The sequence below is a fragment of the Pseudoxanthobacter sp. M-2 genome (assembly GCF_046156265.1).
Lineage (GTDB): Bacteria > Pseudomonadota > Alphaproteobacteria > Rhizobiales > Segnochrobactraceae > CAMDHY01.
On record NZ_JAWDIR010000022.1, the window covers coordinates 189,654 to 212,816 of the forward strand.

The following is a 23,163-nucleotide window of genomic DNA, read 5'->3' on the forward strand; positions in this document are numbered from 1 at the left end:
AGGCCAGATCTCGGCGTCATCCACACGCCGCACCGGGGAGCACCATAGCCATCGTTTGCCGCCTCGGCGCGCCGTGTCGCATTGAGGTGCCTCAATTCCGGGTGAGCCCGGCGTGAACGCCGCAGGCAGCTCACCTCCCCCGACAATGATCCTCCCCTGTCGCACGCCAGCTGCGCGGCGACCGCGCCGCATCGCGCCGGCGCTGAATTTTGGCCCTGCCCTTGGACCCCGGCCCCCCGGCATCCTATATTGGCGCCATGTTCCTGCTCGACATCCTCACCAAGAAGCTCGCCATCCCCCCCGCGGGGGAGGCCCTCGCCGGCCGTCCGGATCCGCTCCCCACGGTCGAGCGCCATTTCGTCACCGGACGACCCCTGAAGGGGCCGTTCCCCGAAGGCCTCAAAACGGTCGTGCTCGGCCTCGGCTGCTTCTGGGGCGCCGAGCGCATCCTCTGGCAGACGCCCGGCGTCTTCGTCACCGCCGTCGGCTATGCCGGCGGCTCGACGCCGAACCCGACCTACCAGGAGACGTGCACCGGCATGACCGGCCACACCGAGGCGGTGCTGGTCGTCTATGATCCGGCGGTGATCTCGCTCGAGGCGCTGCTCAAGGTTTTCTTCGAGGCGCACAACCCCACCCAGGGCATGCGCCAGGGCAACGACGTCGGCACCCAGTACCGCTCGGCGATCTACCTTGCCGATCCGGCCGAGCTCGAGGTCGCCCGCCGCGTCAAGTCCGAGTACCAGGCGGCGCTCTTGAAGGCCGGCCACGGCACGATCACCACCGAGATCGCCGCTGCCGGCCCGTTCTACTACGCCGAGGACTACCACCAGCAGTACCTGGCGAAGAACCCGAACGGCTACTGCGGCATCGGCGGCACGGGCGTGTCCTGCCCGATCGGCCTTCCCGCCACGGGCCAAGCCGCCCTCTGAGACGACCACCGAGCGGAGGGCAGCCTTGCCGATCGCCGTTTCGCTCGACCGCAATGTCGCCGCGGCGCTGCGCGAGCAGCTCCGCGACGACATCGTCTCCGCCCGTGAGACGCTGCTCGAGGACGGCGCCCGCCTCGACAAGCGCATCCACAAGGCCCGCCGCCGCCTGAAGCGCGCCCGCACGATCCTGAGGGCCCTGCGCCCTCTCGCCGACAAGGCGGCGCGCCGTCTCGGCAGGGAACTCGGCGACATCGCCCGCTCGCTCTCCGCCGCCCGCGACGCCGACGTCATGGCCGGCACCGCCGAACGCCTCGCCGGCGAGGCAGACGGGCCGGAGGGCGAGGCGCTTCGCCACCTCGCCGGCACGCTCGCCGCCCGCGCCAAGGCCGTGCACGCCGAGCTGCCGCCGATCGAGGCCGCCGCCGCAGGGCTGGCGCAGGCAGCGGTCGCCGCCGTCGACCTCGTCTGGGGCAAGAAGGCGGGTCGGGCCGACGTGCTCCTCGCCGGGATCGAGACCACCTATCGCGACGGCCGGGCGGCGCTCGCCGCCGCCGCCGAGCCGGGCGCCCACGACGAGGCCCTGCACGACTGGCGCAAGGCGGTGAAGCACCGCTGGCATCTGTCGAAGCTCGCCGAACCGCGCACCGCGGCCGCCGCCCCCTCGGTGGTCACCGCCCTCGACGAGCTCGGCGAGATGCTCGGCGAGGAGCACGACCTCGCCGTTCTCGCCGCAACCGTGACGGCCGATCCGGCGCTCGCCGGCGGCGAGGCCGAGGCCGGCCGCGTCGTCGCGGTCGTCGCCGCCCGCCGCGCCGCCCTGCAGGCCGACGCCTTCGCCCGCGGCCGCATCCTCTACGAGGACAAGCCGAGCAAGTTCCGCAAGCGCCTCGCCGAGCCGGCGACACTAGTGGCCGCCGGAACCGTCGACGCCCCCGTCGCCACCGCCGCCTGAGGCCCTATCCGGCCGGATAGGGCCGCGAGCCGAACAGCGCGCTGCCGACGCGCACGTGCGTCGCGCCGAACTCCACCGCCGTCTCGAAGTCCGACGACATCCCCATCGACAACTGCGACAGTCCCGCCTCCCCGGCGAGCTTCTGCAGCAGCGCGAAGTGCGGCCCCGGCGGCTCGTCCGCGGGCGGAATGCACATCAGGCCGACCACCGGCAGCGCGAGGACATCCCGGCAGCGCGCCGCGAAGGCTACCGCCTCGCGCGGCGGCACGCCTGCCTTCTGCGGCTCCTCGCCGGTGTTGACCTGGATGAGAAGCTGCGGCCGCCGGCCGGACTTCGCGATCTCCTCGGCCAGAGCCACCGCGATCTTCTCGCGGTCGACTGTGTGGATGACGTCGAACAGCGCCACCGCCTCGCGCGCCTTGTTGGACTGCAGCGGCCCGATCAGGTGCAGCTCGAGATCGGCATGGCGCTCCCGCAGCGCCGGGAACTTCGCCTTCGCCTCCTGCACGCGGTTCTCGCCGAAAACCCGCTGGCCGCACGCGATCAGCGCCTCGACGTCCTCGGCCGGAAAGGTCTTCGACACCGCCACCAGCGTCACCGAGCCGGCCGGCCGATGGGCGATGCGCTCCGCCCTTGCGATGCGGGCCCCGATCGCCGCCAGCCGGGCGGCCGGGGTATCGTCGCGAACGTCGGCTTCGGTCATCGGCGGTGCTCCGGCAGCGGGCGGCGGACTTTCCTCCGCCGGGGGTAGCGCAGCCGCCGACGGGCGGCAACCATGCGCCGGCGACAGTTGACCATCGGGGGGAATTCTGTTGTCAGTCCGCGGGAATCCTCAGACTTTTCCAGCACCCGGTCCGGACCAGACATGACGACGACGGAGCGCTACAACGCCCCCGAAGCAGAGGGCCGGTGGCAGGCCGCATGGGCCGCCGCCGAGGTCTTCCGCACGGAGAATGACGACCCGCGCCCGCCCTACTACGTGCTCGAGATGTTCCCCTATCCGTCGGGGCGCATCCACATGGGCCACGTGCGCAACTACACGATGGGCGACGTCGTCGCCCGCTACAAGCGCGCCCGCGGCTTCAACGTGCTGCACCCGATGGGCTGGGACGCCTTCGGCATGCCGGCCGAGAACGCGGCCATGCAGAACAAGGTCCACCCGAAGGCGTGGACCTACGACAACATCGCGACGATGCGCGCCCAGCTGAAGTCGATGGGCCTGTCGCTCGACTGGTCGCGCGAGTTCGCCACCTGCGATGTCGCCTACTATCACCGCCAGCAGGAGCTCTTCCTCGACTTCCTGGCGGCCGGCCTCGCCTATCGCCGCACCTCCAAGGTCAACTGGGACCCCGTCGACCAGACCGTGCTCGCCAACGAGCAGGTGATCGACGGCCGCGGCTGGCGCTCGGGGGCGCTGGTCGAGCAGCGAGAGCTGACGCAGTGGTTCCTGCGCATCACCGACTATGCCGAGGACCTGCTGACGGCGCTCGACGGGCTCGACCGCTGGCCGGAGAAGGTCCGGCTCATGCAGAAGAACTGGATCGGCCGGTCCGAGGGCCTGCGCGTCCGCTTCGCCCTGACGCCGCCGACCAACGTCGGCACCTCCGTCGAGGTGTTCACGACGCGCCCCGACACGCTGTTCGGCGCGAGCTTCCTCGCCTTGTCACCGGACCATCCGGTCGCCAAGGCGGCGGCGGAGACGGACGGCGGCCTCGCCGAGTTCGTCGCCGAGTGCCGGCGCATGGGCACGAGCGTCGCGGTGCTCGAGACAGCCGAGAAGAAGGGCTACGATACCGGCCTCACCGTCGAGCACCCACTGATCCCGGGCCGGCGGCTGCCTGTCTACGTCGCGAACTTCGTGCTGATGGAATACGGCACGGGCGCCATCTTCGGCTGCCCGGCGCATGACCAGCGCGACCTCGAGTTCGCCCGCAAGTACGGCCTGCCGGTGATCCCGGTGGTGCTGCCGCCGGACGCCGACGCCGCCACCTTCGCCATCGGCGACGAGCCCTATGTCGGCGACGGCCGCCTCTACAACTCCGACTTCCTCGACGGCCTGTCGGTGCCCGAGGCGAAGGACGCCGTCGCCCGGCGCCTGGAAGGCGAGACGCTCGACGGCGCCCCGCAGGGCGCCCGCCAGGTCAACTACCGCCTGCGCGACTGGGGCATCTCCCGCCAGCGCTACTGGGGCTGCCCGATCCCGGTCATCCACTGCGCGGAGTGCGGCGTCGTGCCGGTGCCGAAGGCCGACCTGCCGGTGCAGCTGCCTGATGACATCGACTTCGACAAGCCGGGCAACCCGCTCGACCGCCACCCGACCTGGCGCAACGTCGCCTGCCCGCAGTGCAAGGGCCCGGCCCGGCGCGAGACCGACACCATGGACACCTTCGTGGATTCGTCCTGGTACTTCGCCCGCTTCACCGCGCCCAACGCGGCGACGCCGACCGAGCCCGCCGTCGCCGACCGCTGGCTGCCGGTCGACCAGTATATCGGCGGCATCGAGCACGCGATCCTGCACCTGCTCTACTCGCGCTTCTTCGTGCGGGCGATGAAGGCGACCGGCCACATCGGCCTCGACGAGCCGTTCGCCGGCCTGTTCACGCAAGGGATGGTCGTCCACGAGACCTACAAGCGCGCCGACGGCACGTTCGCGAGCCCGGCCGAGATCGACATCACGGAAGAAGGTGGGGAGCGCCGCGCCGTCGACCGCGCCACCGGCCAGGCCGTGGCGATCGGCTCGATCGAGAAGATGTCGAAGTCGAAGCGCAACACCGTCGACCCGTCCGACATCATCGCCGGCTACGGTGCCGACACCGCGCGCTGGTTCATGCTGTCGGACTCGCCCCCCGAGCGCGACGTGATCTGGACGGAGGACGGCGTCGCCGGCGCCCAGCGCTTCGTGCAGCGCGCCTGGCGCCTCGTCGCCGAGACCGCCCCGAAGCTGCCGCCGGTCGGTACCGCCGCGCCGGCGGCCGCCGAGGGCACCGCCTTCGACGTGCGCAAGGCCGCCCACAAGGCGCTCGCCGCGATCGAGGACGACATCGAGCAGCTTGCCTTCAACCGCGCCGTTGCGCGGCTGCACGAGCTCGTCAACGTCCTCGCCCGCGCCGCCCAGGAGCCCTTCGAGGTTACGTCCCCGCTCGCCGCGTCGCTGCGCGAGGCGCTCGAGATGCTCGTCCAGGCGCTCGCCCCGATGATGCCGCACCTCGCCGAGGAATGCTGGTCGGCGCTCGGCCATGCTAGGCTGGTGGCGACTCAGGGCTGGCCGACGGTCGACCGCTCGCTCCTCCTCGAGGACGTGGTGGTGCTGCCGGTGCAGGTGAACGGCAAGCGGCGCGGCGAGGTCACGGTCCGGCGCGACGCGGCAACCGCCGACGTCGAGGCCGCCGCCCTGGCCCTCGACGAGGTCCGCCGCCACCTCGACGGCCGGGCCCCGAAAAAGGTGATCGTCGTGCCCCAGAGGATCGTCAATGTGGTGGGATGAGGGGCGGCCGAGCCGCAGCGACCACGGCCGCGCAATGCCACGGCGGAGCCCCCACCACACCGCCGCCGCCCTCGTCGCCCCGCTCCTCGTCGTCGCGCTGGCGCTCGGCGGTTGCGTCGTCCGCCCCCTCTATGCGGATGCGCCGGGCTCCGGCACGCCGGTCGCGACCGAGCTCGCCAAGATCGCCATCCAGCCCGCCCGCAACCGCGTCGAGCAGGTGCTGCGCAACGAGCTGATCTTCGCCTTCACGGGCGGCGAGGAGGCGCCCGACGCCCAGTACTCGCTGCGCATCTTCCTCACCCGCACCGAGGCGTCCGTCGCCGTCGAGCGCCTGTCCGAGGTGCCGGCCTCCTACATCGTCTCGCTGTCGGCCTCCTTCGTGCTCTCGGACGCCACCACCGGCCGGACGCTGCTCACCGGCAACTCCGCCGCCGACGCCTCCTACGACTTCTCCAGCCAGCGCTTCGCCAACGTGCGCGCGCTCGAGGACGCCGAATCGCGCGCCGCCAAGACGATCGCGAGCGACCTGCGCATCCGCCTCGCGGCCTACTTCGCGACGCATCGCTGACGAGCGCGCGCCGATGGTCGCGCTGAAGCCCCGCGACTTCGACCGCCTGGTCGCGGACCCCGCGCGGGCGCCGGCCGTTGTGCTGGTCTTCGGCCCCGAGCAGGGCCTCGTTGCCGAGCGCGCCAAGGCCCTCGTCGACGCCGCCAACCGCGGGTCCTCCGACCCGTTCTCGCTCGTCCGTCTTGACGGCGCCGAGGTCGCCGCCGACCCCGGTCGCCTTTCCGACGAGGCGCGCACGATCGCGCTGTTCGGCGGCCGCCGCATCATCTGGGTGCGCGACGCCGGCACCCGCGCCATCGAGCCGGCACTGGCGCCGCTGCTCGATGCGCCGCCGCAGGACGCGCTGGTGGTGGTGGAGGCCGGCGACCTCAAGAAGGGCACGGGCCTGCGCAAGCGGGTCGAGGACCACGCCAGTGCCGCGGCACTCGCCTGCTACGCCGACGAGGCGGCCGACATCGAGCGCATCATCGAGGAGATCGCCCGCCGCGACGGCCTCGAGGTCGAGGCGGACGCCCGTGCGGCGTTGAAGGACCTGCTCGGCGCCGACCGGCGGCAGACCCGCGCCGAGATCGAGAAGCTGGCGCTCTACGCCCACGGCACCGGCCGCGTCCGTCTCGCCGATGTCGAGGCCCTGATCGGGGACAGCGCGGCCGAGACCCTCGACACCACCATCGACGCCGCCCTCACCGGCGCCGTCGCCGACCTCGACCGCACATTGTCGCGCCTGCTGCGGGCCGGCACCACGGCGCCGTCGATTCTCTCCGCAGCGCTGCGTCAGGTCCACGCGCTGTCGCGCGGCCGCCTCCTCGTCGAGGAGGGCGCCGCCCCTGCGGCCGCCGTCGAGCGGATGATCCCGCCGGTGTTCTTCCGCCGCAAGCAGGTGGTGGCCGACGCCCTCGGTCTGTGGTCGCTCGCCGACCTCGACACCGCGGCCTCACGCATCGAGGAGGCGATCGTCGCCACCCGCCGCACCGCGGCGCTGTCGGACGCGATCACCGGAAATCTCCTGATGACGCTCGCAAGCGCCGCCCGGGCCCGGCGGGCCCGCAGGCGAGCCGCCGGGCGCTAGGCCCGGCGATCCGTCGCGATATCGCGCGTCAGCTGGCGCGCTGGCCGAACAGGACCTTCTGCGCGTCCTTGTCGGTGGCGAGGTCGCTCTTGCGCGCGTCCTTGCCGACGTCGAGCCCACGCTGCACGGCCGGGCGCGCCACCATGGTGTCGATCCAGCGCTTCACGTTCGGGAACTCGGCGATGTCCATGCCCTGGCGCTCGTGGCCGCGCGACCAGCCGATGATCGCCATGTCGGCGATCGAGTACTCGTCCGCCACGAACTCGCGGCCCTCGAGACGCCGGTTCAGCACGCCGTAGAGGCGGTGCGTCTCGTCGCGGTAGCGCTTGATGGCGTAGGGGATCTTCTCCGGCGCGTAGACGGCGAAGTGGTGGTTCTGGCCGAGCATCGGCCCGAAGCCGCCCATCTGCCACATGAGCCACTCCTCGACCGCCACCCGCTTGCGCTCGTCGGTCGGATAGAAGCGGCCGAACTTGCGGCCGAGATACTGCAGGATCGCGCCCGACTCGAAGATCGAGATCGGCGCGCCGCCCGGCCCCTCGGGATCGACGATCGCCGGCATCCGGTTGTTCGGCGCGATCTTCAGGAACTCCGGCTTGAACTGGTCGCCCTTGCCGATGTCGACGAGCTTGAGGTCGTAGGGGACCCCCAGTTCCTCGAGCATGATGCTGATCTTGAAGCCGTTCGGGGTCGGCCAGTAATGCAGCTCGATCGGCTGCGACTGCGTGACACTCATGGGGGGTGGTCTCCAGCGGGAAAGGCAACCCACATCTAAGGTGTGCCGGCGCTCGCTCCAAGCCGATGACGGCGAGCGCGACTGCGGCAGGAGCGAAACTTCGAGGATGCCTCGGCGTTAGCCATCCGACCTCGACGGCAGACGCCGCCGCGCGTGGGTTCAAACAGGGACGACGGGAACGTCGTCCGACGCTCGAGAGGAGACCGAGATGCTTGCCGTGCCTCGCCTGTCCGGCTCCGCCGCCGCCCTGATCGCGGCACTCGCCTCGTACCGGCCGATGCCGAACCCGCCGCGCCGCGGGGAAGGTACCAAAGGCGCAGACCGCGCTCCAACCGCCCGTCAGGTCGCCCGGAAGGCCAATCGGTCCGCTGGACGGAAGCAGCGGCGCTGAGCCGACGCGCGCAACCCGCTATTCCTCGATGCCGAGTTTGGCCTTCACCAGCACATTGACGGCCTGCGGGTTGGCCTTGCCGCCGGTCGACTTCATCACCTGACCGACGAACCAGCCCGCCATGCTGGGCTTCGCACGCGCCTGCTCGACCTTGTCGGGATTGGCTGCGATGACGGCATCGACAGCCGCCTCGATCGCGCCGGTATCCGTCACCTGCCTGAGGCCGCGGGCCTCCACGAGGTCGCGCGGATCGCCGGCCTCGGTCCACATCACATCGAATAGGTCCTTGGCGATCTTGCCGGAGATCGTCCCATCGGCGACGAGATCGACGAGTCCGCCGAGGCGCTCGGCCGAGATCGGGCTCTCCTCGATCGACAGTCCTTCCTTGTTCAGGCGTCCGAACAGCTCGTTGACGATGAAGTTTAGCGCCTGCTTGGCGTCGCGGCCGCGAGCGACCGTCTCGAAGAAGTCGGCGGAGGCACGTTCCGCCACCAGCACGCCGGCGTCGTAGAACGAGATTCCATAATCGGAAACGAAGCGGGCGCGCTTCTCGTCCGGAAGCTCCGGCAGGCTGGCGCGGATCGCCTCGATGTCGGCGGGGTCGAGCTCGAGCGGCAGCAGGTCCGGGTCGGGGAAGTAGCGATAGTCGTGCGCCTCCTCCTTCGAGCGCATCGAGCGCGTCTCGCCGGCGCGCGCGTCGAACAGGCGCGTCTCCTGGCTGATCGTGCCGCCATCCTCGAGAATGCCGATCTGGCGGCGCGCCTCGTACTCGATCGCCTGGCCGGCGAACCGGATGGAGTTGACGTTCTTGATCTCGCAGCGCGTGCCGAGCGGATCACCCGGCCGGCGCACCGAGACGTTGACGTCGGCGCGCAGGTTGCCCTTCTCCATGTCGGCGTCCGACGTGCCGAGATAGCGCAGGATCGCCCGCAGCTTGGTGAGATAGGCGCGCGCCTCCTCCGACGAGCGCAGGTCCGGCTTGGAGACGATCTCCATCAGCGCCACGCCCGAGCGGTTGAGGTCGACGTGGCTCATCGTCGGGTGCTGGTCGTGCAGCGACTTGCCGGCGTCCTGCTCGAGATGGATGCGCTCGACGCCGACGCGGACCTGCTCACCCTTCGGCAGGTCGACGAGGATCTCGCCCTCGCCGACGATCGGGTGCTTGTACTGCGAGATCTGATAGCCCTGCGGCAGGTCGGGGTAGAAGTAGTTCTTCCGGTCGAACACCGAGCGCAGGTTGATCGCCGCCTTGAGGCCGAGGCCCGTGCGCACAGCCTGGCGGACGCAGGCCTCGTTGATCACCGGCAGCATGCCCGGCATCGCCGCGTCGACGAGCGAGACGTGGGCGTTCGGGGCGCCGCCGAAGGCGGTCGAGGCGCCGGAGAACAGCTTCGATTCGGACGTCACCTGGGCATGCACCTCCATGCCGATGACGACCTCCCAGTCCCCCGTCGCACCCGGGATCAGGTTCTCCGCTCGCGTCTCACGCACCGCACCGCTCCGTCGTCCGTTACCGGCGGCCGCACGCGCCGCCCTCACACCGATTGACGATCTTTCGGCGTCCCGGTCAAGCCGCCCGCGTACCGTGAGCCGGACGCGCGGCGCTGCCTGATCGACCGGGGACCGAACGTCGGTCCGGCCAGCGGGTCGGCGCATCCGAAGCTTCCCCACCACCGCTAGCGGCAAACGGATCGCTGACACGAGAAGACCGCCGCGGCAGTGCCACGACGGCCTGAAGCGGACGACCCGAAAGCCGCATGCACCGAAATGAAAGAGCCCGGCGGGAGGACCCGCCGGGCTCGATCGAGGATCAGACTTGCGTCAGATCAGCAGTGTCGGATCAGAAGGAGCGCTGAACCCGGAACGTGCCGACCAGCATGTCCTTGTCCTGGCGAGCATTACCCGCATTGTTGCGGCCCTTCAGGTCGGTCTGCTTGTACTGCAGCTCGAAGCCCGTCTCGAGGCCGGCCACCGGGGTGAACACGATGTTACCCTGGATGTCCCAGTTCGAGTAGTCGAAGCGCTTGGCCGCCTGATCGACGTCCAGGTAGGACACGCCGAAGCCGGAGGACACATTCGGCGCCCAGAAGTGCTGGAAGCCGGCAGCGATCGACCAGGAGCTGGCGAGCTTCAGGTCACCACGGATGATGCGAGCGTCGGCAACGCGAGCAGCCGGGCCCCAGGCGTTCGGAGCGACGTAGGAGATCGCGCCGCTCGAGTAGCCGGCCTGCAGACCGAAGTTGTCACCCTCGGCGAGCATCGGCAGGTTGACGACGACGCCAGCGGCGATCGCCCAGCCGAGCTCGTTGCTGACGCCGTTGAACGGCGACCGCACTTCGTGCAGGGCGCCCATCAACTGGGCCGAACCCCAGCCCTGATCGACGCGGAGGTTACCGACCAGGTCGGGCCAGCGCACGCCGCCGTAGTTGACGTAGCCACCGCGCAGGATCTGGTTCTGACGGTAGGTATTGTCTTCGATCGAGACCGAGGCCGAGAAGCCGTTGCCGAAGGCGAACGTGTAGGCCGCCATCAGCGTGTTCTGGTCGGAGTGGGCCGGCTCGAACGGAGCGAAGAAGCCCGGCGTCTGGTAGAAGTCGAAGAACGAGTACGCCTTACCGAAGGTCAGGCCACCGAACTGGATGAACGCCTGGTCGAGGTTGACCCGCGAGTCACCGCCATTGGCGGTCTGGGTCTGGATCTCGAGCTGGGCGAACGTGCGCAGCAGGCCGTACTCGGTGTTGGTGCGCGAGTCCGAGTAGAAGTACGCACGAGCGCGGAAGTTGTACGCGTTCTGATTGCGCTTCTGGTAGTTCACGCCACCGAAGTTACCCTGGCCGGTGATCGCGAAGCGATAGTCGGCGCGGATACGGCCGCGGATCTGGAAGCAGGTCTCGGTGCCGGGGACATAGAGGAAGCCCGTGCCGAACGCGTCGCAGACGCGAACGTAATCGACCGGCTCCGGAGCGACCGCGAGGTCGGCTGCCTGCACACCGGTCACGGCCAGCGCACCGGCCACGCCCAGGACGACGCCTTTCATGTTCATCTTTAGATCTCCATCATCTCGTCTTGGCAGCTTCCGCTTTCGGTTCCGGAGACCGGAGAGGCGATTGCGTGGGCTGTGACCGTTGCGCGAAGCGGTTGGTCTGTTTGTATCCGTGGCGGCGAACCGTTGAGGGATACGCGTTGACCGGTCCGCTCCGGTCGGTCCGAACATACCCACGGCCGCTTCCGCTTCAATCGCAAAGAGCGGAATGTGGCCGTCGCGGGGGGTGTTCTGGGGGCAGTGTTGCGGCAGCGCCACAGAAGTGCCCCCTGCCCGCCCCCAAACACCCGCGAGAGCCCGGATTTCTTCACCTTTCCTTAACTTCCGTCACCGTTTTGAGGCCCTCGTGCGGTGGCGATTCAGTGCCGGCGAGGAATCGCCTGCCGCTTTCGCGCCGCGTTTTCCCCGTGCCTGCGGCACCGTCCGGCCCGATTCGTGGCGGCCGCCGTGCCGCCCCAAGCCGCTGGCCGACCGGATACGCCGCGCGCACAGACACGCGGGAGGGCTTGCCGACGGGATTCGGGGATGGGCGTCTCATCGCCCCCGCCGCTCGGTCTTGACCACCAACGGGGAACGGGTGGCGTCCCGCCCGTCGATTGCCGGTCGTCATTGCCGCCCGCCTGTCCCCGCCACTCTGACCTTGCAAGCGTCGGGGTGACAGCCGCGAGGGCTGGCGGGCCTGGCTAACGGATTCCGCGGCGACATCCTTGCGGTCGGCTTCCCCGCCGCTTCGCTCTTCGATCCTGCCTTCGCGATCTGATGCCACTGTGTGGGAGCATTGCGCGGGTTCGGCGACACCCCCTTTCCGCCGCAGACGAGGCCCCTCACTCTCCAAGTCCGACAGACCTACTCGCCTCGGGGAGCGAGACCGCCACCCGGAACCGCCGCGTCCAGCCGGTACCTGTCGAATTTGCGGGATCGGAAGATGGCGATCGACGCTCCTTCGAGAGGCTGCTGGCGGATGTCCTGAAGCCGTTCATCCGCGGGGCTACTGCTCGCCGATGCCGCGACCCTGCTTCAGCGCGATTCCCGTCGCTGCGCGCGGCCGATCATGCGACCAGTCTGACCCGCCCCCCGGGCGGCGAACCGCACCAGGGACTCGGCTGTCACCGCGGCGAGCGCGGGTCGCCTGCCCTCAGGCGTCGGCGAGCGCCGCCTCGACGGCGGCGTTCGCCGCTTCGGCCCGGGCGCCGTCGGGGCCGCCCGCCTGGGCGAGGTCGGGCCGGCCACCGCCGCCCTTGCCACCGAGCGCCTCGGAGGCCCGACGGACCAGCGCCACGGCGTCGAACCGGCCGAGGAGGTCGTCGGTGACGCCCACCACAACCGCGGCCTTGCCGTCCTCGGCGACGCCTACCACCGAGACGACGCCCGAACCGACCGCCTTCTTGGCGTCGTCGGCCACCGCCTTCAGGTCCTTCGGGGCGATGCCGGTGACGACCCGGCCGAGAAAGCGCGTGCCGGCGACGTCCTTGGCGGCCGATGCACCGCCCTCGCTTCCCCCGAGGGCGAGCTTGCGGCGCGCGTCGACGAGTTCGCGCTCGAGGCGCCGCCGCTCTTCGACGAGGGTCTCGGCGCGCGCCAGCACCTCGTCCGGCGTCGCCTTGAGGATATGCGCCAGGCCACGGACACGGCGATCTTGCTCGGCGAGATAATGGCGCGCCGCCGCGCCCGACAGCGCCTCGACACGGCGCACGCCGGCGGCGACGCCGGCCTCCGCGACCACCGTGACGAGACCGATGTCGCCGGTGCGTTCGACGTGCGTACCGCCGCAGAGCTCGGTGGAATAGGACGCGCCGGTTTCGTCATGCGCCATCGAGACGACGCGCACCTCGTCGCCGTACTTCTCGCCGAACAGCGCCATGGCGCCAGAGGCGATCGCCTCGTCGACCGCCATCAGGCGGGTGGTGACGGCGGCGTTCTGCAGCACGGCGGCGTTGGTCAGGTCCTCGATGCGCACGAGTTCGGCCGCATCGACCGGCAGGGGGTGCGAGAAGTCGAAGCGAAGGCGGTCCGGCGCGACGAGCGAACCCTTCTGCGCCACGTGGCGGCCGAGCACGGTGCGGAGCGCCGCATGCAGCAGGTGCGTCGCCGAGTGGTTCGCCCGGATGGCGCGCCGGCGACCGAGGTCGATGGCGAGTTCGACGGCGTCGCCGACCGACAGCGTTCCCGTGTCGACCGTGAGCGTGTGGACGAACAGGCCGTCCGCCTTCTTCTGTGTGTCGGTGACGTGAGCCGAGACGCCGGGAGCGCGGGCCGTGCCGGTGTCGCCGACCTGGCCACCGGATTCGCCGTAGAACGGAGTCTGGTTGAACACCACGAGGCCGGTCTCGCCGGCCTCGAGGCGCGCCACCGTGGCGCCCTCGCGGACGATCGCCGTCACCACCGCTTCGGCGCGGTCGGCGGCGTAGCCGAGGAATTCGGTCGGACCGACCCGGTCCTTGACACCGTACCAGACCGTCTCGGTGGCCGCCTCGCCCGAGCCCGCCCAGGCGGCGCGCGCCTCGGCGCGCTGCCGCTCCATCGCCACCTGGAAGCCGGCCGTGTCGACGGTGAGGCCGCGGCCGCGCAGGGCGTCCTCGGTGAGATCGAGCGGGAACCCGTAGGTGTCGTAAAGGCGGAAGGCGGTCTCGCCGTCGAGGGCAGCGCCGGGCACGAGGCGCGCGGTCGCCTCGTCGAGCAGCGTCAGGCCGCGGTCGAGGGTGCGGCGGAAGCGCGTCTCCTCGAGCTTCAGCGTCTCGGCGATCAACGCCTCGGCGCGCAAAAGCTCGGGGTAGGCGCGGCCCATCTCGCGGGTCAGCGCCGGCACGAGCCGCCACATCAGCGGCTCGCGGGCGCCGATCAGCTGCGCGTGGCGCATGCCGCGGCGCATGATGCGGCGCAGGACGTAACCGCGGCCCTCGTTCGACGGCATCACGCCGTCGGCGATCAGGAAGCTCGCCGCGCGCAGGTGGTCGGCGATCACCCGGTGGCTCGCCCGGTGCGGTCCGTCGGCGGGGACATTGGTGATGTCTTCGCACGCGCGGATCAGCGCCCGGAACAGGTCGATGTCGTAGTTGTCGTGCACGCCCTGCAGGACGGCGGCGACGCGCTCGAGCCCCATGCCGGTATCGATCGAGGGGCGCGGCAGCGGTACCCGGGCACCGGGCACCTGCTCATACTGCATGAAGACGAGATTCCAGATCTCGATGAAACGGTCGCCGTCCTGGTCGGGGGAGCCGGGCGGTCCACCCGGGATCGACGGCCCGTGGTCGTAGAAGATCTCGGAGCACGGGCCGCACGGGCCGGTGTCGCCCATCGCCCAGAAATTGTCGCTGGTGGCGATCTTGATGATGCGCCGCTCGTCGATGCCGGCGATCTTGCGCCACAGCTGGCCAGCGTCCTCGTCCTCGGCGTAGACGGTGACGACGAGGCGGCCGGGGTCGAGGCCGAACTCCTTCGTCACCAGCCGCCAGGCGAGCTCGATGGCGCGCTCCTTGAAGTAGTCGCCGAACGAGAAGTTGCCCAGCATCTCGAAGAAGGTGTGGTGTCGGGCGGTGTAGCCGACATTGTCGAGGTCGTTGTGCTTGCCGCCGGCGCGGACGCACTTCTGGGCCGTGACGGCACGCGGCAGCGGGCGCGTCTCGAGGCCCGTGAAGACGTTCTTGAACTGCACCATCCCGGCGTTGGTGAACATCAGCGTCGGGTCGTTGCGCGGCACCAGCGAGCTCGACGGCACCACCTCGTGGCCCTCGCGAGCGAAGTAGTCCAGGAACGCACTGCGGATCTCGTTCACGCCGCTCATCGGCAACCCTCTCGCGGCGACGCGCGCCGGCTCCGTCCGGCGGCCGCGGCCGCCCCCTGTCCGTCATCGGCCCGTGCACGCGACGAGGCCGATGCAGAACCGCCGGCTGACCGGCGGACGGCGGGTTTTAGCGTCGCCGCCGCCGGCTGTCACGCCCGCGGCAACGGCAAGGAGAATGCCCAGGCGTCGACTGCGGTCGGAGCGGCCGGAAGAGCGGACCTGGGTTGGCGGGCGGCGACGCGCGGACGCGTCGCCCCGGCCTCAGAGATCCGCCGGCGGACCGTCGTCCTCGGGCTCCGGCGCGCCCTTGCCGACGATGCGGTCGGCGATCAGCCCGGCGTTCTGGCGGATCGCCGCCTCGATCGTCTTGGCGACGTCGGGGTGGTCGCGCAGGAACTGCTTGGCGTTCTCGCGCCCCTGGCCGAGGCGCTGGCTGTCGTAGGAGAACCACGCACCGGACTTCTCGACGATGCCGGCCTTGACGCCGAGATCGACGAGCTCGCCGACCTTGGAGACGCCCTCGCCGTACATGATGTCGAATTCGACCTCGCGGAACGGCGGGGCCACCTTGTTCTTCACCACCTTGACGCGGGTCTGGTTGCCGACGACCTCGTCGCGGTCCTTGATCGCGCCGATGCGGCGGATGTCGAGGCGCACCGAGGCGTAGAACTTCAGGGCGTTGCCGCCGGTGGTGGTCTCGGGGCTGCCGAACATCACGCCGATCTTCATGCGGATCTGGTTGATGAAGATCACCATGGCGTGCGACTTCGAGATCGAGCCGGTGAGCTTGCGCAACGCCTGGCTCATCAGCCGCGCCTGCAGGCCGGGCAGCTGCTCGCCCATCTCGCCCTCGAGCTCGGCCCGCGGCGTCAGTGCCGCCACCGAATCGATGACCAGCACGTCGACTGCCCCGGAGCGCACCAGCGTGTCGGCGATCTCGAGGGCCTGCTCGCCGGTGTCGGGCTGCGAGATCAGCAGGTCGTCGAGGTCGACGCCGAGCTTGCGGGCATAGAGAGGGTCGAGGGCGTGCTCGGCGTCGACGAAGGCGCAGACACCGCCGAGCTTCTGGGCCTCGGCGACGACGTGGAGCGCCAGCGTCGTCTTGCCGGAGGATTCCGGCCCGTAGATCTCGACGATGCGCCCCTTCGGCAGGCCGCCGATGCCGAGCGCGATGTCGAGCCCGAGCGAACCGGTGGGGATCGATTCCACCTCCACGGCCTTGCCCTGGCCGAGGCGCATGATCGAGCCCTTGCCGAACGAGCGCTCGATCTGGCTCAGCGCGGCGTCCAGCGCCTTCCTCTTGTCCATCGACGTTCCTTCGATCAGGCGCAGATTCGCTTGCGACATGGAGGGGCTCCTTATTCCACGGCCGACCGCCGCGTTCAAACGTCCGCCCGGCGCCGCGCCGGCTCGACCGGCAATGTACCATGTTTGTTCTCGTTCGCAATATGTTCTGGGGCGATTTGGCCGGAGCGCGACGACATTTCGCCGGGAGGCCCGCCGCCCGAAGTCCCGGCTTGGAGAGCGCCGCCGGGGGCATCCGGAAAGTCCCAGCGAGGCCGGACCACGCGCGCTCCGACCGCCCTGACCCAGAGAGCCGCGAGGGCTGCCCCCAGATTCGGCACCGTCACCGGATCGTCGAACCCTCGCCCCCACCGACAAACGGAGAGCGGAAATCGTATTTCTCGACGCGAGGAGGCCTCGCGGCCGGATTTTTCGTCAGCGTGCGAAGTCGTTCTCGCTTGTAAATTTTCCGCCGTCGTCCATAGTCGTTCCGTCGATGAACGGTAGGATTTCGTCGGTCGCCGCCTTCAGCGTGAGGGCCGGCGCTCGATACTCGTGCCTGAAAATGCGAATTCGACGGTCGGCGGCGACGCCGGCAAGCGACCCCAATGTATTCGAGAAAGGGTTTCCCATGGCTTCGGGAACCGTGAAGTGGTTCAACGCCCAGAAGGGCTTCGGTTTCATCGCTCCTGATGGCGGCGGCAGCGATGCCTTCGTCCACATCAGCGCGGTCGAGCGCTCCGGTCTGAGCGACCTGCGCGAGGGGCAGAAGGTCGGCTTCGAGCTGGTCGCCGATCGCAAGAGCGGCAAGATGTCGGCTGACAATCTGAAGCTCCTGAGCTGATCGCCAGCCGGCGGCGCGGCTCGTCCGTGCGGCCGGCGGCAAGCCCCGCGGGTGTCGGGAGGTCCGGGTCACCGGCCCCCAGCACCCCGGAGCGATCGGAGCTTCGAGCTCGACCGGGCGCCTCGCGCCTTTGGCCCCGCGCCTCTCCGAGGACGCGGGGCTTTTCGTTTCCGGCTGCCCCGCACCGGGGCCGCCCAGGGAGGACATCGTCATGGCCAAAGGCCAGAAGCGCAGCAACCGCGAGATCCGCAAGCCGAAGGCCGACAAGCCGCCGGCGGCCACCGCCCCCGCTCCCGTGCTCGCCATGATGAAGGGAACGCAGGCGACCGGGAACAAGAAGAAGGGCTGAGCGGCCCCGCCCGATGAGCCGCACCACCGAGACCACGGTGACGTTCGCCCGGCCCTTCCGGCTGCCGCCGCTCGAGGCGCCGCAGCCGGCGGGCACGTACCGGCTGGTGGTCGACGAGGAGGAGGTCCCTGGCCTCTCCTTCCTCGCTTACCGACGCACGGCGACGATGCTCGCCCTGCCGGCGATCACGGCCGCCGGTGGCTCGGACCGGACCACGACCGGTCAACTCGTCACCGTCCGCCCGGAAGACCTCGAGGCCGCCCTCGCGCGCGACAGCGCGCCGGCCTGATCTCTCGCGACAGCCTGAGGCGGCGCCGTGCTGGCAACACATCGGCACCTCCGGAGACCCGCGGCCAGCAACCCCGCGCGGCAGCCGTCGCATCGGCCCCTGGCCGCTGAACGGTTCTCTGCAAGGTGGCGCGCCGGGTGCGCCGCCCCGAGATCCGGCAACCGAACGCCGTCGCCCGAAACGCAAAAGGCCGCCCAGAGGGGGCGGCCTTCGCAAACTTCGCCGGCGCTCCACGAGGAGCCGCCGCTGGCGGCCCGGGAAGCCCCGCAGCCGTCGCCTCAGCGCGAGTAGAACTCGACGACCAGGTTCGGCTCCATGTGCACCGGATAGGGCACGTCGGCGAGCGTCGGCACGCGCACGAACTTCGCCGTCATCTTGTGGTGGTCGGCGTCGATGTAGTCCGGCACGTCGCGCTCGGGCGACTGCACGGCCTCGAGCACCAGCACCATCTGCCGCGAGCGCTCCTGCACCTCGATGACGTCGCCCTGGCGACAGCGATAGCTGCCGATGTTGACGCGCTTGCCGTTGACCTTGACGTGGCCGTGGCTGACGAACTGGCGCGCCGCGAACACGGTCGGCACGAACTTCGCCCGGTAGACGAGGGCGTCGAGGCGGCTCTCCAGCAGGCCGATCAGCCGCTCGGAGGTGTCGCCCTTCTGGCGCGAGGCTTCCGCATAGACGCGGCGGAACTGCTTCTCGGAAATGTTGCCGTAGTAGCCCTTCAGCTTCTGCTTGGCGCGCAGCTGCACGCCGAAGTCGGAGAGCTTGCCCTTGCGGCGCTGGCCGTGCTGGCCGGGGCCGTACTCGCGGCGATTGACGGGGCTCTTCGGACGGCCCCAGATGTTTTCGCCGAGGCGGCGATCGATCTTGTGCTTGGCGCTATGGCGCTTCGACATTCGCGGTTTCCTTCGCAACATAAGAGACGCCGGCGGCCCGGAGGCCGCGCGGCGCGTCGGAAACGCGCCCTCCTCTGTCCCTGCGGGCACGGCGCGGCGGGCGGAGGATGACCTCCGCTCGGGCGCACGGGTCTCGGTCGGGACCGACAGGAACAGGCGGCTCAGCGCGGCCACCGTTCCACGGGTGCGGGCGCGCGGACGGCGGAACCGGCCACGCGACCGCCGGGTGCTAGCTCAATCGGCGGCGCAAAGCAAGCCGTGGCGGGCGAGTGCGGCCACCAGCGCCGGCTCCGGAGGCCGTCCGGAGGTGAATTCCGCCCGCCCCGGCAGGGCCGGTGCCACGGGAGCCTCGTCGCCCTCGTCGTCGTAGCGCTCGAAGGCCTCCTCGCCATAGAGCACGGTGTGGACGCGCCGGGCGATCGCGGCGGCCGGGTCTATCCAGGCCACCCGCCACGGCGCCAGCCGCTCGAACAGGTCGGTGAGGAAGGGATAGTGCGTGCAGGCGAGCACGACGACGTCGGTGCGCTGGCCGTCGCGGCGCACGAAGCACGGCGCGATCTCGCGCTCCACCGCCGAATTGTCGATCGGCTGGCCGCGCAGCCGCGCCTCGGCGAGGCCGGCGAGCCGGCTCGAGCCGACGAGCGTCACCTCGGCGCCGCGGGCGTGCGCCTCGATGAGGGCGCGGGTATAGTCGCGCGCCACGGTGCCGGGCGTCGCGAGCACGCTGACGAGGCCGGAGGTGGTGCGCTCCGCCGCCGGCTTGATCGCCGGCACGGTGCCGATCACCGGAACCGGCAGCGCCGCGCGCAGGCCCGGCAGCACCAGCGTCGAGGCGGTGTTGCAGGCGATCACCACGGCATCGGGGGAATGGAAGGCGACGAGGCGCGTCATCAGGCCGGTGACGCGCTCGACCAGCGCCGTTTCGGTCAGCGCCCCATAGGGAAAGCCGGCATCGTCGGCGACGTAGACCAGGCCGGCCGCCGGCAGCGCGCGGCGGACCTCGCGCAGCACCGACAATCCGCCGACACCGGAATCGAAGATCAGGACCTTTGGCGGCCGCCCGCTCATCACCCGCGTCGCATACGCCGTCCCGGCGAACAGATCGATGCCCATGACACGCCGACACCCGACCAGAGAACAATCTCGGATTGGAACGCCGGGCCAGTGAAGGAAGCGTTAAGGGCGGAGTTGGGGCGGCGGGCGGGCGGGAGGTCGATTGCGGCACCCCCTTCTCCCGTCGTCAGGCGGGAGAAGGTGCCCGAAGGGCGGATGAGGGCTCCAGAGTGCCAACGTAAGCATGACCCCGCGGCCTGCGCCGCTCGCGCGGCGCTCCTTCTTCTGGCGCTGCGCGCTACCCTCTCCCTGCCTTCGGCCGGGAGGAGGTGGGAAGAGTGCGGCCTCGCCTCCCCTCGTTCAGATCCCTGTCGGCGCGCACCGGCAAGGTTGTCGCGCGCCACCCTCCCCTTGCGGGAGGGTCGGGCCGCGGAGCGGTCCGGGGAGGGCCGCCGGCGGCGTCAGCCGTCGGCGGGCGACGGTTCGGCAGTCTCCGGCGCCGTACGGCCGCGCTCGCGCGCGGCGGTCCCCTCCGGCCGGCTGCGCCGGCCACCTCCCCCACGCGGGGGGAGGGGTGCATCAGCACGAGTGTTCCGTGCCCGCCCCACCTGCCGCTTCGGCACTCGCAGCTTTCGACGCTCCCGTTTGCGGCTTTTGGGATTGCGCCCGGGGCTTCGGCGCGCTTCGCCCGCCGCCCTCATCCGCCCCTTCGGGGCACCTTCTCCCAGCAGGCTGGGAGAAGGGAAGCCTCACTGCCGCTGCCACGTGTCTCTTCTCCCGCCGTCAGGCGGGAGAAGGTGCCCGAAGGGCGGATGAGGGCCGCTCCGCAGGAGCGGAAGCGACGCCGGCGACGCCCCCCTGCGCACCCGAAGACGTGGCGGGTTCATCAGTCGATGAACAAAATCGATCCGTAGGTGGACGATGGAGCGGACCAGCCGTGTCGACTATCCGCGCCCGCACGCGTCCAGGAAGCGCTTGGTTGCCTTGGTCGAGCCAGAAGCGCCAATGGTCGCCGAGTGCTTCATGTCGAAGCTCGGCTCTTCTATCCCGACCAAGATCGAACGCTTCGCCAGTGCGATCTGCTTGATCATCTCAAGCACCACATCTGCATCGTCAGATGTAATCTGGAAGTAATCCGAATTTCTCTCTTCTGCCTTGGCTTTGGCTTCCATCACAGATCCGCTGTCAACCTTGATGAGTAAACGAAACTCACCGAGCGCCATTCCAGCATTCCATTCGCCTTTTTCTGAGTAAGCGATCGAAAGTTCCCCGCTCGAATCGCAATCCGCTACGACGAAGGAATTTGGGCTGATGATGCCCAGCAACATCGCCTTCTTACCGCCTGAGAATATGTCGTCTTCGATCTTCGTGTCCCACTGGGCGTGAGCAGCCCCGGCGGCGATCATTGCTCCAGCAAAGACGATAGTCCGGACCCGCATGGTTTTGGCCTCCCCCTGCCTGCCTGCGTGGCCTGGCGAGGCTACCATCCGAAGTGGTGCTGGCAAGGGGCACAATCAGAATCCGCCCCGCGCCGCTCGCGCGGCGCGCCCTCATCCGGCGCTGCGCGCCACCTTCGGCCGGGAGAAGGAAGAGCGAGGCATCGCCTTCCCCCTCGACGACCGCCAGCGTCGAGCACCAGCGAGGGTATCGCGCACCACCCTCCCCCTGTGGGAGGGTCGGGCCGCCGCAGGCGGACCGGGGAGGGCGCCGGCGGCGCAGCCGACGGCGGGCGACGGTTCGACAGTCTCTAGCGCCGTACCGCCGCGCTCATGCGCGGCGGCCCCCTCCGGCCGGCTGCGCCGGCCACCTCCCCCACGAGGGGGGAGAGGTCGCCCACAGAAATCTCAGCGCCTGCGTCGCCTGCAGAGACACAGGTGGGAAGGGACTTACTCATAGGAGAAGCATAGGGAGACCAGCGCCCTCCATCCCATCCGCCCTCCCCTATTCCGCCTCGCACCCCTCGACCGACCCCGGAAACCGGCTCTCCCACCCGTACTCGAAGTGGGCGCTGAAGCGGGTGTAGTCCTCGCCGTCCGGGGTCAGGAGCAGACCGCGGAAGGCGTAAGGGGCCGCCACGCGGCCATCTACCGGGCGCTCGAAATAGACCTCGATCATCGGCACGTCGTCGGCCGACAGCGGCGTCTTCAGGCGGATCTCGGCGCCGCCGCACCAGTCGGAGCCGCCGTCGAGCGGGTTGACGTCGTTCACCAGCCGGCAGGCGCCGCCGTACCAGTCGACCGAGGCGACCCGATCGCGGCCGAGCTCGGCGAGCCACGCCTCCATCGTCCGCTCTCGCCGGCACTGTTCCTCGTTCCAGTCGAAGTCGGCGAGCCTGGCCGATCTAGCCGCCTCGGCGAGAGCGGCGTCGGAAATACCCTCTGCCGCCCTCGCGGGCGCCACGACGAGGAAGGCGAGCGCCGCGACGGAGAGCACCACTATCGAGGGAAGGTGCATCCCGTTCGGCACACGCGGAGAACCGCTCGCCGATCCCGCGAGAACGCGGCTCCTCACCACTCCGGCTCCCCCTCCGGGCTCGGCCCGCGGGTCGCCTCGGCGGCCACATCGCCCGGCGCCGACGGCGGCTTCGGGGCGCCGGGCGGGCGCGGCTTCGGCGGCGTCTGCGCCGGGCCGCGCACCGGCTTCGGGCGGATCGGCCGGTCCTCCAGCGCGGCGAACACGCCGCGCAGCGTCCGCACCTCCTGCTCGGTGAACGGCACCTTCTGCAGGATGCCGCGCAGGTTGCGCACCATCGAGGCGCGCTTGTCGGGCGAGCGGAAATAGCCGGTCGGATCGAGCGCCCGCTCGACGTGCTCGAACAGCGCGATCATCTCCGCCTTGGAGGCGGGCGGCGAGGCCTCCTCGGTGATGAACGGCAGGTCCCCCTCCACCACCGTGCGCCGCCAAGCGTAGCCGACGATCAGCACCGCCTGGGCGAGGTTGAGCGAGGCGAAGGCGGGATCGACCGGCAGCGTCAGGATCGCCTCGGAAAGCGCGATCTCGTCGTTGACGAGGCCGGTGCGCTCGCGGCCGAACAGGATCGCCGTGCGGACCCCGTTCACTGCCGACGCCACCGTGCGCGACGCCGCCTCGTCGGGCCCGATCACCGGCTTCACCATCTCGCGCGGGCGCGCCGTGGTGGCGTAGACGGCGCCGCAGTCGGCGATCGCCGCGCCGAGGCTGTCGTAGACGGTGATGGAGCCGATGACCGCATCCGACCCGGAGGCGGCGGCGAGCCCGCGCTCGTTCGGCCAGGGCTCGCGCGGGCTGACGAGGCGCAGGTCCTTCAGCCCGAAGTTCGCCATCGCCCGGATCGCCGTGCCGATGTTCTCGCCGAGCTGCGTCTCGACGAGCACCACGACAGGCGGCAGCGCCAGCGCGGCCGCATGCGCCGCGTCGCGATCGGGCGTCTCGGGCGGCGAGCCGCCGGGCCGTGCGGAATTCGGTCTGTAGCGCGTCATGGTTCCGGCGAAAATGTCTGGCACGGGAACGGCC

Annotated in this window: 19 protein-coding genes; 8 read left to right on the plus strand and 11 right to left on the minus strand. The window is 70.3% G+C overall.

Going from position 1 to position 23,163, the window contains the following annotated elements; translation table 11 throughout:
* Positions 1-257: 257 nt before the first annotated feature.
* Complete coding sequence (msrA, locus tag RUR49_RS12630; protein ID WP_409146735.1) at positions 258-932, plus strand: peptide-methionine (S)-S-oxide reductase MsrA; 675 nt, start codon at positions 258-260, stop codon at positions 930-932.
* Between the two features lie 25 nt (positions 933-957).
* Positions 958-1,884, plus strand: a complete 927-nt coding sequence (locus RUR49_RS12635; RefSeq protein WP_409146736.1) for a CHAD domain-containing protein — start codon at positions 958-960, stop codon at positions 1,882-1,884.
* Between the two features lie 4 nt (positions 1,885-1,888).
* On the opposite strand, the gene RUR49_RS12640 is transcribed toward RUR49_RS12635, so the two are convergent.
* A complete protein-coding gene (locus RUR49_RS12640) occupies positions 1,889-2,587 on the minus strand; it encodes a YggS family pyridoxal phosphate-dependent enzyme (RefSeq protein ID WP_409146737.1) in 699 nt (232 codons plus the stop codon).
* Between the two features lie 162 nt (positions 2,588-2,749).
* Between RUR49_RS12640 and leuS the strand changes: the two genes are divergently transcribed.
* Genes leuS through holA form a run of 3 tightly spaced genes read left to right on the plus strand, consistent with a single transcriptional unit; the run spans position 2,750 to position 7,005 of the window.
* Entirely contained in the window at positions 2,750-5,368 is a 2,619-nt protein-coding gene (gene leuS / locus RUR49_RS12645) for a leucine--tRNA ligase (protein ID WP_409146738.1), read from the plus strand.
* A 34-nt stretch (positions 5,369-5,402) separates the two neighbouring features.
* Positions 5,403-5,936, plus strand: coding sequence for an LPS assembly lipoprotein LptE (gene lptE, locus RUR49_RS12650; RefSeq protein WP_409146739.1), 534 nt, complete (start codon positions 5,403-5,405; stop codon positions 5,934-5,936).
* 13 nt (positions 5,937-5,949) lie between these two features.
* Entirely contained in the window at positions 5,950-7,005 is a 1,056-nt protein-coding gene (gene holA / locus RUR49_RS12655) for a DNA polymerase III subunit delta (RefSeq protein ID WP_409146740.1), read from the plus strand.
* A 28-nt stretch (positions 7,006-7,033) separates the two neighbouring features.
* On the opposite strand, the gene RUR49_RS12660 is transcribed toward holA, so the two are convergent.
* From RUR49_RS12660 to recA, 5 genes are all read right to left on the minus strand, one after another.
* Complete coding sequence (locus RUR49_RS12660; RefSeq protein WP_409146741.1) at positions 7,034-7,741, minus strand: glutathione S-transferase N-terminal domain-containing protein; 708 nt, start codon at positions 7,739-7,741, stop codon at positions 7,034-7,036.
* A gap of 409 nt (positions 7,742-8,150) precedes the next feature.
* On the minus strand, positions 8,151-9,623 hold the full coding sequence (gatB, locus tag RUR49_RS12665) for an Asp-tRNA(Asn)/Glu-tRNA(Gln) amidotransferase subunit GatB (protein ID WP_409146742.1): 1,473 nt from the start codon (positions 9,621-9,623) through the stop codon (positions 8,151-8,153).
* 349 nt (positions 9,624-9,972) lie between these two features.
* On the minus strand, positions 9,973-11,175 hold the full coding sequence (locus RUR49_RS12670) for a porin (protein WP_409146743.1): 1,203 nt from the start codon (positions 11,173-11,175) through the stop codon (positions 9,973-9,975).
* A gap of 1,135 nt (positions 11,176-12,310) precedes the next feature.
* Positions 12,311-14,956, minus strand: a complete 2,646-nt coding sequence (gene alaS / locus RUR49_RS12675) for an alanine--tRNA ligase (RefSeq protein WP_409146744.1) — start codon at positions 14,954-14,956, stop codon at positions 12,311-12,313.
* A gap of 261 nt (positions 14,957-15,217) precedes the next feature.
* Entirely contained in the window at positions 15,218-16,303 is a 1,086-nt protein-coding gene (recA, locus tag RUR49_RS12680) for a recombinase RecA (protein WP_409146745.1), read from the minus strand.
* A 568-nt stretch (positions 16,304-16,871) separates the two neighbouring features.
* Here recA and RUR49_RS12685 point away from each other — a divergent pair.
* The 3 genes from RUR49_RS12685 to RUR49_RS12695 all read left to right on the plus strand — a co-directional run bounded on the left by RUR49_RS12685 (position 16,872) and on the right by RUR49_RS12695 (position 17,722).
* The gene (locus RUR49_RS12685; RefSeq protein ID WP_409146746.1) at positions 16,872-17,084 is read left to right on the plus strand and encodes a cold-shock protein; all 213 of its coding nucleotides are present in this window, start codon (positions 16,872-16,874) and stop codon (positions 17,082-17,084) included.
* 211 nt (positions 17,085-17,295) lie between these two features.
* Positions 17,296-17,433: a hypothetical protein gene (locus tag RUR49_RS12690; protein ID WP_409146747.1), complete on the plus strand. Its 138-nt coding sequence runs from the start codon at positions 17,296-17,298 to the stop codon at positions 17,431-17,433.
* A gap of 13 nt (positions 17,434-17,446) precedes the next feature.
* The gene (locus RUR49_RS12695) at positions 17,447-17,722 is read left to right on the plus strand and encodes a hypothetical protein (RefSeq protein WP_409146748.1); all 276 of its coding nucleotides are present in this window, start codon (positions 17,447-17,449) and stop codon (positions 17,720-17,722) included.
* Between the two features lie 278 nt (positions 17,723-18,000).
* Here the strand turns inward: RUR49_RS12695 and rpsD are convergent, their stop codons facing one another.
* The 5 genes from rpsD to RUR49_RS12720 all read right to left on the minus strand — a co-directional run bounded on the left by rpsD (position 18,001) and on the right by RUR49_RS12720 (position 23,129).
* Positions 18,001-18,618: a 30S ribosomal protein S4 gene (gene rpsD, locus RUR49_RS12700; RefSeq protein WP_409146749.1), complete on the minus strand. Its 618-nt coding sequence runs from the start codon at positions 18,616-18,618 to the stop codon at positions 18,001-18,003.
* A gap of 234 nt (positions 18,619-18,852) precedes the next feature.
* Positions 18,853-19,731, minus strand: coding sequence for a glutamate racemase (gene murI, locus RUR49_RS12705; RefSeq protein ID WP_409146750.1), 879 nt, complete (start codon positions 19,729-19,731; stop codon positions 18,853-18,855).
* Between the two features lie 884 nt (positions 19,732-20,615).
* On the minus strand, positions 20,616-21,110 hold the full coding sequence (locus RUR49_RS12710; protein ID WP_409147160.1) for a hypothetical protein: 495 nt from the start codon (positions 21,108-21,110) through the stop codon (positions 20,616-20,618).
* A 502-nt stretch (positions 21,111-21,612) separates the two neighbouring features.
* Positions 21,613-22,125: a hypothetical protein gene (locus RUR49_RS12715; protein ID WP_409146751.1), complete on the minus strand. Its 513-nt coding sequence runs from the start codon at positions 22,123-22,125 to the stop codon at positions 21,613-21,615.
* Positions 22,126-22,178: 53 nt separating this feature from the next.
* Positions 22,179-23,129 carry an RNA methyltransferase gene (locus tag RUR49_RS12720; RefSeq protein ID WP_409146752.1) on the minus strand — a complete coding sequence of 317 codons (951 nt, stop codon included), beginning with the start codon at positions 23,127-23,129 and terminating at the stop codon, positions 22,179-22,181.
* Positions 23,130-23,163: the final 34 nt, after the last annotated feature.